The following is a 12,571-nucleotide window of genomic DNA, read 5'->3' on the forward strand; positions in this document are numbered from 1 at the left end:
AGATTAAGAATGCTAAGAACTTTGAAACACACGACGACGGCAATCGCTATCGCTGCCATGCCAACCCTCGCTGCAGCGCAGGAACTGATTGTTCTAGATTGGTCCGGCTACGAAGACCCCGGCTTTATCGGTGCCTACATCGAACAGCACGGCGGGACACCGAACTATTCATTCTTCGGTGAAGAAGAAGAAGCGTTCCAGAAATTGCGCGCAGGCTTTGAAGTCGACGTGGCACACCCGTGTTCGCAGTCCGTGTCAAAATGGCAGCTGGCCGGTTTGATCGAACCGCTCGATACGTCGCGCATTACACGCTGGGATGACGTGAACGAGGTCAAGGAATCCTTCGCGATCGACGGCGAATACTACATGTTGCCGACCGACTGGGGCACGACGTCCCTTGCTTACCGCACTGATCTGGTCGATGCGTCCAAGATGGACAGCTTGCAAGTGTTCTTGGACCCTGAATTCGCAGGCCGTATTGCGTTGCCCAACAACGTCGATGACATCTATGCACTGGCGTTCTTGGCCACAGGCGTCTCCGACTGGACCGAAGCGACACAGGAGCAATTCGAAGCCGCCTCCGCGTGGCTGCGTCAAGCGCACCCGAATGTCGTGACATACTGGGCGGACGGCGCAGAGCTCGCGCAGTTGATGACCACAGGCGAGGCGTCAGTGGCTTGGGCGTGGAACGAGACACCCACGACGCTGATCGGCGAGGGCGTCCCTGTCGCAATCAATCGCGAGGCCACCGAGGGATCATCGTCATGGTTCTGTGGCTATGTGAACGTCGTGGACGGCCCGAACTCCGAAGATCTGATGTATGACTTCCTGAACGCATGGATGGAGCCTGAATCCGCCGAATACATCGTGAACGAATGGGGCTATGGCCACGGCAACCAAACAGCCGTTGCGGCCTTGGGTGCTGAAACGCTGGATGGCGTCGGCCTCGGACCTGTTTCCGCGCCAGTATTGGCGCAGGCTCCGCTGGACAATCAGATGCGTGAGCAAATGATCGTCGAATTCGAAAACATCAAAGCCGGTTTCTAAAAGAAGCCCAACTCGATCAGGGGCTGTGCCTAAGGCGTAGCCCCTGATTTGAACGCAAACCGTGCGACCAGTAGCGGGCTTTGGCATCCCAAATTGTTACTGACCCCATCGACGTCTCTAAGCTGCCGTTTGTATGAGGCAACATATTCGGTCAGACGAATAAGCTTGGGCGTGCGCGGATCCGATCTCAGAGAGAAGGCAGCCCCGGTTCTTTCATTCCTGATCCTGGTAGTCAGCATGTGTTGAAAATGCAGCTGTGCGCATGGCGCAGAAGCTATGTTCGGTCCCTAAGCGGAAATTGACGCGTCAATTGCACTTGCAACGACCTGTCTTCTCTACCTCGGACCAATCAGGGCAGTAAGTAAGCCGCCTTAGTTTTGCACGGTATTTTTTGTCAGTGATGGGCGGCTCACGGCCAGCTTTACCGCAATGTCTCGATTGAACAAAGCCACCAAGGCATTTGAAATGGCGGGTGATCGCTTGGTTTGCTTTGCCAAAATAGACCTGTCCCAACGAATGTATTCTATTCCCTTTGGAGCAATAACATCGGCGCTTGCAGGACCGTCAATCAAGTAGGAAATCTCGCCGACAAAGTGCCCGGGGCCAATCAGGGCGTTCGCGCCATCTTTCAATAGAATCATATTTCCTGACGCTACGAGAAAAAGGCTATCCAGATGCGTTCCTGCTTTAGATATCTGCGTATCTTCGCCCGCTGTAATCCAATCAGCGGTTTTGATAAGTTTGCGGAACTGTCCGGGATAGAGGGTTGGAAATGAACGATAAAGTTCAACCATTTTTGGCGACATGCCCAAAGTTGTTCTTTCAAGCAAGATCACACCAATCATCCAAATATTTGCGAAACCAATTATGGCGCTCGCCCAAATGGCGTCCCAAAGCGGTGTGTCCGAAATGAAGTAATAATAGAGGATGTAAAACATGCTTCCGGTAAGGATCAGGCTTCTTAAAAGGAGCTCTCGGCGGGTCAAGAGCCCTAGAACGTAGCACAGTAATGCCAGCTGGACGAAGATGCCTGCGGAAAAGAGGTTAGTTAAGTCCATTGGTGTTAGGCCTTGCCCAAGTGTTCATTCGATCGAACAAAGACATAAATGTGCGCATGAGGCTACGACTTTCTACATTACACACGCATTGGGTGTGCTTGGCCGCCTTAAAGCTGGTATGGATTCCAACCATTTGCGGGATGTTGGCGAATTTGCTAGTCTTTGATTATCGCCCCGAACAATTATTTGGGGGCATTTGATATTTTTAAGGATGGTGAGACATGGAATATTTTTCCAAATTACAGCGCGGTTGCGTCATGGCCGCAGGGCTTTTTTTCTTTGCAACAGCGCAATTAGCGCAGGCCGATCCAATCGCGACGGTTTTGGCAATCGACGGGGTGGCGCAGGGACCGCAAGGTGCGATTGAAGTTGGCGACCGTCTTGATGATGGTTTGGTCATCCAAACCAATGGCAATACGAAAATGGAATTGCGGTTCGACGATGGGACTTTGATGGCTGTTGGGCCGAATTCCGAACTGGAAATTTCAACGATCCTAATGAGCTCAAGCGGTCAGGCGAACCGCTTTGCCATCAATGCTGCGACGGGTAGCTTTCGGTTCCTGTCCGGTGACAGCAACCGCGATGCCTATGAAATCACGACGCCCGCAAGCACGATCGGGATCAGGGGGACCGAGTTCGATATTTTTGTCGCCGGCGACATCACGGCTGTCCTGCTTTATATGGGCGCGCTTGAACTCTGTTTGACCAGTAGCGATCAGTGTTGGGAGTTTCGAGGCAGTTGTTATCTGGCCGAAGCGGATTCAGGCCGCGACCGCGTACGTGGTTTACGCCGGGCAGAAGCCCTCGGGTACTTGAGCAATTTCATTTATTCACAATCGCAGTTTCGTCTAACAGAGGCGCTGCAGGTCAATATCAACGCCTGCAACAAGTACCTGTCAGACGACGATGGCCAACCTGCCGATGAAGTCGATGAAGTCGAAGAAGAGGTTGAAGAAGAGGTTGAAGAAGAAGAGGAATTCGAGGAGCAGGAGGAATTCGAGGAGTTCGAGGAGCTAGATGCAATCTAGGAGTTCGAGAAGCTTGAATAATATCATCGCGTCCGCCATTTACCTCGCCGGATGAAGTGGTCCCTCGTTCTTGTCGGCACTTTCCTAATCCTGCTGTTCAGCGGCGTTAGGTTAGCTGATCCCGATCCACTTAAAGCGATCAGGTTCAGCTATTTCGACACACTGCAACAAACCCACCCGCGCCAATGGCAAGACCTGCCGGTGCGGGTTGTGGATTTGGATGAGGCATCGCTGGCCCAATATGGGCAATGGCCGTGGCCGCGCTCAACACTCGCGCAACTGACCAACCAACTTCATGGGTACGGCGCCACTGTCGTTGCGTTCGATGTGCTGTTTGCCGAAGCGGACCGATACTCCCCCAACAGATTGCTCGAGGTTCCGGGCCTGAGTGATCTTGTGGCCTTACCACAAGACGCCGAGGTACTTGCCGCTTTGGACAACGACACTCTTTTCGCACAAGCACTGGCGCAAATGCCGACGGTTCTTGGTCTTGCGGCCGGTGAAGTGTCCGGCGGCGAGGGTGCGATTTTTGACAAAGCGGGTTTTGTCAGCATAGGGAATGCACCCCTCGCCAGTGCCACAAGCATTCGCCAAACGACACCTATTGTCGCGTCTCTGGCTCACGCTGCGAGCGGCATTGGGAACATCAATCTGAGCCCCCTTGATGCGTCCTCTACGGCGCGACGTGTGCCCTTGGTCTGGCAGAGCGCGGACGGGCCTGTGCCAACGCTGTCGCTCGAAGCGCTCCGTCTTGCGTTGGGTGAGACAACCTACATTGCGCGAGGGATCGCGGATGTCGACGGTGCCATGCAAAGCCTGCAACTCGGCGGCTACATTATCCCCACGACTAGCAGCGGTGAATTTTGGGTGCATTTTAGGCGTGATGATCCTCGCCTTTATGTATCCGCAGCAGATGTCCTTTCTTCGGGCTTTGAGCCTGCTATCGCCGCTCAACTTCAGGGTAACCTTGTGCTGATTGGCACATCCGCCGCGGGTTTGCAGGATATTCGCACGACCGCACTGGGTGAGCGTGTCCCCGGTGTCAGCGTGCACGCCCAGATCCTCGAACAGATCCTGACAGAGCGTTATTTGAACCGATCAGACATAACAGCAGCGTTGGAAATACTGGCCTACATTGTCTTCGGTGTATCGCTTGTGGTTGTTATGTCATTTTTCGGCCCGCTTGCAGCGGTTGCAACTGTAAGTGTTGGTGCGGCAACGATCCTCGCAACCAGCCATGCCTATTTCGCAAGTCAGGGCCATTTGGTTGATGCTTCTTTCCCGCTTTTGGCCGGGATTTTGACATATGGCATCCTGACGGCCTACCAGTTCTTTGTGGCCGATCAGGAAAAGCGCAAGCTGCGACATTCCTTTTCGCAGTACCTGTCGCCGACCGTTTTGGCCCAAGTCGAACGTCGCGGTTACAAAGAAGAACTTGGCGGAGAAATGCGCCCTGTTACCATCATGTTTTCCGACATCCGCAATTTCACTGAACTTGGTGAACAGCTGACCCCGCCCGAGCTTGTGTCCCTGCTCAACGAGCTCTTCACCACTTTGACAGAGCAGATTTTGAACAATGACGGAACAATCGACAAATACATTGGCGACAATGTCATGGCGTTCTGGAATGCGCCGCTGACCATTGAGAGGCACGCGTTGGCTGCGGCACGCGCCGCATTGGATATGCGACAAGCGCTCAAGGAATTCTCTGCGGATCGTGAAGATCTAGGCAAAACCATTGAATTGGCGACCGGCCTCGCGATGGGCGACGTTCTGGTCGGCAACATCGGGTCAAAACAACGGTTCAATTATTCGGTTATCGGCGACACCGTAAATGTTGCGGCCCGCACGGAAGCTGCATGTCGGCCGATCGGCTTTGATATCGTCGCAACTGCCGCTGTTCGCGACGTCGCAGGCGATCTTGCATGGATCGATGCGGGTTCCTTGGAGATTAAAGGAAAGTCCGCACCTGTGCCGTTCTACATTCTCGTCGGGGACGAACGCACAGCAGTATCGCAAGAATTTGCGCAGCTGAGCTTGACCCACGAAACGCTTATCCGTTCGATAAAAACAGGAGAAGACCTAGAGAGCCCGTTGGCCGAATGTCGAAAACGCGCTGAACGTGTTGATCCCAGATTGTTAGAATTTTACGATAAAATGCCCAAACGATGGGGTGACTACGGTGGATGAGCTGCGTCTGGAACACCCAAACTGTTACCGATTGAGCAACATCAATGGCGCGCCACGTTCTTCATGGGAGGCAATACTTTCATGCCGTTGCTCTTACCCTGCTGAGTTTCCATCGACCAATCCAAGCTAACCCGTGTTGAATTCAAGACCTATTTCTGGTGGCCTACCTAAACGAGTACGAAAGACAATGACGATGAATGCCTCTAATAACGACGAACAACTGCGCAGCTTTCTTCGCACTATCCCCGTATTTCAAGACCTCAGCGTCCAAGCGCTAGATGCAGCAGTCAAGCATTGCAGCCGTAAATCTGTTCAGCGAGGCGAATACTTGATTAAGAAGACCGACACCTCGGACACGATGTATTTCGTGCTGCATGGGCGGTTTTCTATCATTACGAACCAAGGCGTGATTGCACAGGTGTCGGCGGGCGAGCCCATAGGCGAGCTGTCGTTTTTGGCTGGTGGCGGACGTTCCGCAGATGTTCAAGCTGCGCGCAATAGCGACGTACTTGCGTTAAGCCGCAGCGCCTACGACGCTCTGTCGATCGAGCACCCGGAAATTCCAAATGTCCTGCTCAAGTCGATTTCGAAACGCTTGGCAATTGCCACACAATCGAGCGGCGAACTTAGGCCGCAGGCCGGGCAGATAAACGCCATTGTGCCAGCAACGGGGCAGGTTTTGCCCGAGGCGTTGCTACAAGGAGTAAAGAACGCTTTTGATCCATTCCCCGGTTGGTCAGTCTTGACCGCCGCCGACGTGCCACAGGCGGAACTGGACAAAGCCGGGTCGCTTGGATCGTGGCTCCAAAACCGAACTATGGCCGGAGAGAGATTGGTTTTGTTGTGCGCGGATGCAATCCGCGATGCAAACTGGCACCAAATGATTACCCAGCATTGTGATGTTGTGGTTTTGGCTGGCGAAATGTTTGATGGTCCTGGCGAAAATGCAGTGCCAGACGAGACAGAACGCGACGTGCTTGCCGCTACATTGGCAACCAATGCCCATTTCCTGTGCTATCGTGAAAATCGGTCCACCAAAATCGAACACACAAACCGCTGGCTTGCTGATCGCCCTGTCGGGCTCATTCATCAAGTGGGTCTTGATTGCCCTGCTGATTTTGACCGCATCGTGCGTTTTTTGCGTGGGGTTGCGTCTGGCCTTGTGCTGAGCGGTGGCGGCGCGTTTGGGACGGCCCACCTCGGTGCGATTAAGGCGCTCCAAGAACGCGGGATTACGTTTGATATGTATGGCGGCACCAGCAGCGGCGCGGCTGTAGCGGCGGTGCTCGCGATGGGAATGGAGCCGTCAGACGCAATTGATATTTGTCAGGATATTTTCGTGACAAAAAAGGTGATGAGCAAGTTCACATTTCCGGTTTACAGCATGATTAATCATAGCGATCTGGATACCCAATTGCGTGTGCATTATGGCGCATACCAGATTGAGGATATGCCGTTGAACTTCTTCGCGGTCGCCACAAGCCTGACCTTCAATGATATAAAGCTTATGCGCAGCGGACCACTTTGGAAGGCTGTACGTGCATCGACGTCGTTGCCGGGGCTGCTTCCGCCAATGGTGTTGCCCGACGGCGAAGTGTTGGTCGATGGTGGCTTGCTCGACAATGTCCCTGTGTCGGTGATGCACAAATCAAAAAGCGGCGCCAACATTGTGTTTAATTTTAGCGTTGGAAAAGATTGGCGATCGAACGCCGCCTACAACAAATTGCCTGGCCGATTGGGCGCTTTGGCTATTTTGTTGCGCCTGAAAAAACCAATGTATCCGCGTTTTCCAACGATCTTTTCAATCCTGTCCCGGACGATGGTGGTCGGCGCGCGGAAGCTGATGCAGCAAACAAATCTAAAAGGAGACATTCTGATAGAGTTGCAGCCTATCAAGGGGATGGGGTTTTTGGATTGGCGCAAGGCCCGCCTGCAATTTGATGCGGCTTATGTTGAGATGATTGACGTGCTGGACAATCTGGACATTAAAACAGCGGCTACAAACGATGCCGAGCGGACGCACTATCTTGCAAAATTGGCTCAGCATTTTTCTACGCCGCCGAGTTAGGAGTTTTGAATTAGGTTTGGCAGGATGGAACTAGATCTTTAGTCGTATTCAAATCTGCCGACGTTGAAGTTGTCTTTGACCGAGCCGATCTGAGTGAGCTTGGTGGCGGGGTCTTGCTGGCTTGAGATGCACACAGATAGCATACTGCGGTCCTCTTTTAGCTTCGAAAGGGGCTATTCAGAATAGACGTCTTAAGACGCGAGTGGTTCGTATTTTTCGACTGTCCGATTTGGCTCCCTGTCCGCAAACCTTCGTAACCTGAAAGCAGCCCTTGGTGCAGTCGCATCCAATTCGTGGCCTGTCCCGCAAAACAGTCCCTAAGCCTATCGCTTCCCTCCTAGTACCTATTTTGTTCGACTGCTCTGCCGACTGGGGCACTTTTAGGGGCATTCTGGCGTCCTTTACGGACCGCTATCGTCGCTCTCATCTGTAAGGAAAGGCTGGCTGGGGTGGTAGGATTCGAACCTACGGTGCACGCTACCAAAAAGCGTTGCCTTACCACTTGGCTACACCCCATCAGCGAGGTGCGTGATACGCAAATCCTGACAGGGGATCAACCCTGAAAAGAGGCTATTTTGTTATTCCTTCGCGGCGTCGTCTCGAAGGAGGTCTTCGCCTTCTCCGATCTCGCGTTCGGCGTCGATCATCCGGTCTAGTGCCCCTTCCGCGTCGGCGGCGACAACAGCGACTTCGGCGCTGTCTTTAGGGGGCTCTGGCGCGTCTTGCTCGGTGGATGAAGTCGCCGCGTTATCCATTTGGATCGTGTAGGTGGTGTTGGGCAATGTGATGTCGGCAGCCTCAAAGGCCCGTTTTACAAGGCGAAGTGCCTCACCACGGGCGAGCGCAAGGGATGTTTCTGATTGATCGATCCAGCCGACCACAACGATTTCAATGCCTGCGTCGGTGATATCGCCGAGCCATGCATTCGCGGCAGGTTCAGCGAGGACAAACGGCAGATCCTGCGTCGTCTCAAGCGCCATTTCACGCGCTGCGCCGAGGTCCGTGGCGCTGTCCACGCCAACGGTGAACATAAAGCGGCGTTCCCTATTCTGGCTAAAATTAATGATACGAGATTTGAACACTGTCGCATTGGGGATTCGGATGTGATTGCCATCAAAGCTCAGAAGGATCGTGGCGCGGCTGGTCAGACGGATGACTTTGCCTTGGTCTCCGTTGATTTCGACGACATCGTTCGGGCGGAAGGGTTGGCGGATCGACAACATGACGGAGGCAATGAAGTTTTCGACCGTGTCACGGACCGCAAAACCAATGGCCAAACCGATCAGACCGGCTGCGCCGAGGATCGTAGAGAGAAGCGCCGTTGCATTCATGATGTCGAGCGCAATGACAATGCCCCCAATGATGAAGGCGATGCGAATGATTGTGCGGAACAGATCGGCGATAAAGGCGTTCGGTGCCAGGCGATCCCATGGCTGTTTCAAACGAGCAACGGCCGACCCTATCCACATGATGATCAAGAAGACGGCCAAAGCGATCAGGGCCAAGGGAAGCTGGATCATCAGCTGTTCCATGCGGCCCATAAAGCGTTCGATTGCGGGATCAAGACGGCGACGGATGTCGGTCGTTTCAGTCGCTTCGTTCTTGATGGCAACGACGCCTTCTACACGGGTCACTAGGGCATCAAGGTCTTGCGCTTCCATGAGGGAATTGGTTGTGCCGCGCAGGGTGACAACGCCGTCAGAGACGATGACAGTGATGTCCTCATAATTTCCGAGCTCGCCCAAAATTTCACGAATGCGCACTGCAATGTCTGCATCAAGCTGGCCGGTTTGATCCGTGGTGATAGTGCCTGTTGGTTCTTCTTGTGCCATGCTGGGCAAGGCGGGAAGAAGACATAGCAATAAAGCGAGGGTGCGCAAAAAGGTCATAATTGATCGCCGTTTGAAATGAGTTGGGGCGATCTTATGCAGATTAAATGTGACTGACCAGTGGGGCAGGTAGCGTTAGAGGCGGATTGGGTCGGCTTTGGCGACAGCATCTAGCGCCATCAACGTTTTCAGCGTTGCGTCCATGTCCGACAGCACGATCATATTTGGGCCGTCAGACGGGGCGGTGTCCGGATCTTCGTGGGTTTCGAGGAAGACTGCGCCGATCCCTTGTGCCACAGCAGCGCGGGCCAAGACGGGCGCGAATTCACGCTGACCGCCAGACGATCCACCCAGTCCACCGGGTTGAGCAACGGCGTGGGTTGCATCCATGATGACGGGGTAACCTGTCTTCATCATTTCGGGGAGGGAGCGCATATCGGCCACCAGCGCGTTATACCCAAAGGACACCCCGCGTTCTGTGAGCATGATACGTTTGTTACCAGTGCTTTCGACTTTGGCGACAACGTTTGCCATGTCCCAAGGGGCCAAAAACTGGCCTTTCTTGATGTTCACGGCCGCGCCGGATTCACCGGCTGCAAGCAGCAGGTCTGTTTGACGACACAGGAACGCAGGAATTTGGATCACATCGCAGACTTCGGCGACTGGCGCACATTGTTCGGGCGTGTGGATGTCGGTCAGGACAGGGCAACCGAATTCGGCTTTGATTGCGGCGTGAATAGCCAGTCCTTCATCCATACCAAGCCCACGTTTGCCCGAAAGCGACGTGCGGTTGGCTTTGTCATAGCTGCCCTTGAACACAAATTGCGCACCATAGGCATCGCAGACGCGGGCCATTTCCGTGGCGATCATCCGGGCATGATCCAAGGATTCCAGCTGACAAGGGCCTGCGATAACCGTCAAAGGGCGGTCGTTAGAGGCCGTGACAGACCCGATTTTAACGTCATGCATTAGGAGCTTACCTGTTCGCGAAGGATGGATGCTGTGAGCGAGATCATCAGGTAGATGCCTGAAAAGATCAGGAAGGCCAACAACGTGTTCTCGAATGATTTGGGGTAGGTCGCTTCGTCTGGTGCGATAGGCGCAACAGAGATCGACATGTAGCGCACTTGGCGGTTTGCTTCGATGCGGGCGGTATCAAGTGAGGCAAGCGAGGATTGAACCTTTTGCACCGCGATGAGGTAGTTTTCCTCAGCTTGGCGCAGCAAAGCGTTGTTGGACACGATTGAGCCACCGTCACCGCTGGACAATTGGCCACGCAGCAAATCGATTTGCCCTTCGAGCAAAGAAATTTGTGTTTCCACAGCGTTGACCTGCGCCTCGTTGGGGCGGCGGTTGTTGAGAAGGCTTGCGAGGTTGAGACGTTCTTGGTCGAGCTCAATCTGCAAGGTCGTAATACGTTGCTGCAAGGCTGCTGTTGCACCTGTGGCATCGGGCTGCTGGATGCGTTCCTGAACCTCGACCAGTGCGGCGAGCGCTGATTGGCGGTCAATCTCCGCACGCGCGGCTTCGGCTTGTGCGCCTTCCATCTGGTCAGAGCGCACGCGTTGCGTCAACTGATCGACCTGTTCTTCAGCGTAACCGATCAGGGCTTCGGAGAATTCCTGACTTTTGTCAGGGGAGGCGGCGATGACTTCCATCTTAAGGATGCCTTCGGTGGGATCATACCCAACTTGTACGTGATCTTGGAACACTCCGTAGGCGCTTTCGCGAGACGCATCTTCGTCTAGGCGCTGGATTGCGTCGATGTCGGGATTTGAGAAATGCTCGATGAAGCCATGATCGTCGTCGAGGCGGATGAACGCCTCACGAGACGTGATGTAGGACTGAACCGTCGTGCTATCGGTTTGTGTCGCAAGGCCGGTGCCCTGAAACAGACCGCCCAGACCAGATGCACCAGAACTTTCGGCTTGTTGGATTACAAATTCGGACTTTGTGCCGTACATCGGCGTTGCCATAACAAAGAAATACCAGCCCGCCGCGATCGTCGGCAGGATCACAAACATCCCCAGACGCCCCATAAGCGACGCAAGGTTCCGGCGGCGGCGTTTGGCGATGTCGCGTTGAATGCGGCGGATTTCTCCGGCGCGGCGCTCCGCTGGATTGTCACCGGGTCCGACCTGTGTGGACGGTAGATTTTTCTGGCGTTGGATGGTTTGCGGAAGCTGAACCTTTGCCTGATCAGCGGGCACTTTGGCGGTTGCAGCTTGCATTTGGCCGGCTGCTGCTTGGGTTTGCGCATCGTTTGGGGTGACTAGTTCGAGGACATTTGCGCGTTGGAATGGATCGATCCCTTGCTGTCGCAATTGACGAACCGCGTCGAAGTCAGACGTTACCGCAAGTCCGTTCTTTTGCGCCACGCGCCGCGCCATGCGCAACTGGCGCCCTGTCAGGCCTTCTTGGCGGATCGCGTCGATGTCGGTCTCTGATGCCACAGATTGCGCAGTATCTACAGTCCCGGTCATAGCGGACGAGTCTGGCATGGCTTGAGCCGCACCTTGAGAATAGGCCTGCCCGTGAGGAGAGCTCGGGGCGGCCTGCTGAGGCGGTGGGTCCGACGTCGCTGCGGCCGCACTAGCCGTGCTGGAATTGCGTCGTATCCGGAATTTCTGTGCCTTGGGTTTCGTAGTCATAGAGCTGTTTCGCTTCTTCCAAGGTGTCAAACATAACCAGTTGACCATCCACAAGGACGGCTGCTGATCGGGCGAATTTTTCGAGTGTCGCAGGTTGGTGAGACACAATGACAACCGTCGTGGTCGCCAAACGTTCCTTGAGAACTTCCCCAGCTTTGCGGTTGAATTCCGCGTCCGTGGTTTGGGGCATGCCCTCGTCGATAAGGTAGATGTCAAAGTCCAAAGACAACATCAACGCAAAAGTAAAGCGCGCTTTCATGCCTTGAGAATAGGTCCCAACAGGCATGTCGAAATATTCTTCGATGCCAGCCATCCAGCGGCAGAATGCTTCGACGTAATCGGGATCAAGCCCGTACAGGCGGGCAATGTAGCGGCTGTTTTCGCGGGCGCTATGACGGTTCACGACACCGCCCATGAAGCCCAGCGGGAATGAGATGCGACTTGTGCGAATGATTTCGCCTTCGTCGGGTTTTTCGAGGCCCGCCATCATATTGATGATGGTCGTCTTACCCGTGCCGTTTGGCGCAAGAATGCCAAGAGAATTGCCAAGTTCCACGCGAAAAGACGCGCGATCAAGGATCACCTTGCGCTGCTTTCCTGTCCAAAAGGACTTGCTGACGTTTACGAACTCTAACATTTTGTGCCTTGGACACCTTTTTTGCTCTGCCTTAGGTGACAGATTTTACTGCTATTGTCCCCA

General features: G+C 54.2%; 9 protein-coding genes and 1 tRNA gene. 4 read left to right on the top strand and 6 right to left on the bottom strand.

Going from position 1 to position 12,571, the window contains the following annotated elements:
• Nucleotides 1–9: 9 nt before the first annotated feature.
• Entirely contained in the window at nucleotides 10–1,047 is a 1,038-nt protein-coding gene (locus KO486_RS14490) for an extracellular solute-binding protein (RefSeq protein ID WP_216037992.1), read from the top strand.
• Nucleotides 1,048–1,418: 371 nt separating this feature from the next.
• Here the strand turns inward: KO486_RS14490 and KO486_RS14495 are convergent, their stop codons facing one another.
• Entirely contained in the window at nucleotides 1,419–1,985 is a 567-nt protein-coding gene (locus tag KO486_RS14495) for a cyclic nucleotide-binding domain-containing protein (protein WP_252734800.1), read from the bottom strand.
• A gap of 341 nt (nucleotides 1,986–2,326) precedes the next feature.
• Between KO486_RS14495 and KO486_RS14500 the strand changes: the two genes are divergently transcribed.
• The 3 genes from KO486_RS14500 to KO486_RS14510 all read left to right on the top strand — a co-directional run bounded on the left by KO486_RS14500 (nucleotide 2,327) and on the right by KO486_RS14510 (nucleotide 7,391).
• Nucleotides 2,327–3,133: a FecR domain-containing protein gene (locus tag KO486_RS14500; RefSeq protein ID WP_216037994.1), complete on the top strand. Its 807-nt coding sequence runs from the start codon at nucleotides 2,327–2,329 to the stop codon at nucleotides 3,131–3,133.
• A 51-nt stretch (nucleotides 3,134–3,184) separates the two neighbouring features.
• Nucleotides 3,185–5,323, top strand: coding sequence for an adenylate/guanylate cyclase domain-containing protein (locus tag KO486_RS14505; protein ID WP_216037995.1), 2,139 nt, complete (start codon nucleotides 3,185–3,187; stop codon nucleotides 5,321–5,323).
• Nucleotides 5,324–5,510: 187 nt separating this feature from the next.
• Nucleotides 5,511–7,391, top strand: a complete 1,881-nt coding sequence (locus KO486_RS14510) for a patatin-like phospholipase family protein (RefSeq protein ID WP_216037996.1) — start codon at nucleotides 5,511–5,513, stop codon at nucleotides 7,389–7,391.
• A 441-nt stretch (nucleotides 7,392–7,832) separates the two neighbouring features.
• On the opposite strand, the gene KO486_RS14515 is transcribed toward KO486_RS14510, so the two are convergent.
• From KO486_RS14515 to KO486_RS14535, 5 genes are all read right to left on the bottom strand, one after another.
• A tRNA-Gln gene (locus KO486_RS14515) sits at nucleotides 7,833–7,907 on the bottom strand.
• A 62-nt stretch (nucleotides 7,908–7,969) separates the two neighbouring features.
• A complete protein-coding gene (locus tag KO486_RS14520; protein ID WP_252734808.1) occupies nucleotides 7,970–9,223 on the bottom strand; it encodes a mechanosensitive ion channel family protein in 1,254 nt (417 codons plus the stop codon).
• A gap of 132 nt (nucleotides 9,224–9,355) precedes the next feature.
• Nucleotides 9,356–10,189: a 3-deoxy-8-phosphooctulonate synthase gene (kdsA, locus tag KO486_RS14525; RefSeq protein ID WP_216037998.1), complete on the bottom strand. Its 834-nt coding sequence runs from the start codon at nucleotides 10,187–10,189 to the stop codon at nucleotides 9,356–9,358.
• Complete coding sequence (locus tag KO486_RS14530) at nucleotides 10,189–11,871, bottom strand: capsule biosynthesis protein (protein ID WP_216037999.1); 1,683 nt, start codon at nucleotides 11,869–11,871, stop codon at nucleotides 10,189–10,191. The genes kdsA and KO486_RS14530 overlap by 1 nt, the downstream gene beginning before the upstream one ends.
• A complete protein-coding gene (locus tag KO486_RS14535; protein WP_216038000.1) occupies nucleotides 11,813–12,508 on the bottom strand; it encodes an ATP-binding cassette domain-containing protein in 696 nt (231 codons plus the stop codon). The genes KO486_RS14530 and KO486_RS14535 overlap by 59 nt, the downstream gene beginning before the upstream one ends.
• Between the last annotated feature and the right edge of the window lie 63 nt (nucleotides 12,509–12,571).

Source organism: Octadecabacter sp. B2R22 (genome assembly GCF_018861045.1).
Lineage (GTDB): Bacteria > Pseudomonadota > Alphaproteobacteria > Rhodobacterales > Rhodobacteraceae > Octadecabacter.

Coding starts and splice junctions, on each gene's coding strand:
- KO486_RS14490 (WP_216037992.1), top strand. CDS start 10: ATGCTAAGAACTTTGAAACACACGACGACGGCAATCGCTATCGCTGCC.
- KO486_RS14505 (WP_216037995.1), top strand. CDS start 3,185: ATGAAGTGGTCCCTCGTTCTTGTCGGCACTTTCCTAATCCTGCTGTTC.
- KO486_RS14495 (WP_252734800.1), bottom strand. CDS start 1,985: ATGTTTTACATCCTCTATTATTACTTCATTTCGGACACACCGCTTTGG.
- KO486_RS14510 (WP_216037996.1), top strand. CDS start 5,511: ATGACGATGAATGCCTCTAATAACGACGAACAACTGCGCAGCTTTCTT.
- kdsA (WP_216037998.1), bottom strand. CDS start 10,189: ATGCATGACGTTAAAATCGGGTCTGTCACGGCCTCTAACGACCGCCCT.
- KO486_RS14530 (WP_216037999.1), bottom strand. CDS start 11,871: ATGACTACGAAACCCAAGGCACAGAAATTCCGGATACGACGCAATTCC.
- KO486_RS14520 (WP_252734808.1), bottom strand. CDS start 9,223: ATGGCACAAGAAGAACCAACAGGCACTATCACCACGGATCAAACCGGC.
- KO486_RS14535 (WP_216038000.1), bottom strand. CDS start 12,508: ATGTTAGAGTTCGTAAACGTCAGCAAGTCCTTTTGGACAGGAAAGCAG.
- KO486_RS14500 (WP_216037994.1), top strand. CDS start 2,327: ATGGAATATTTTTCCAAATTACAGCGCGGTTGCGTCATGGCCGCAGGG.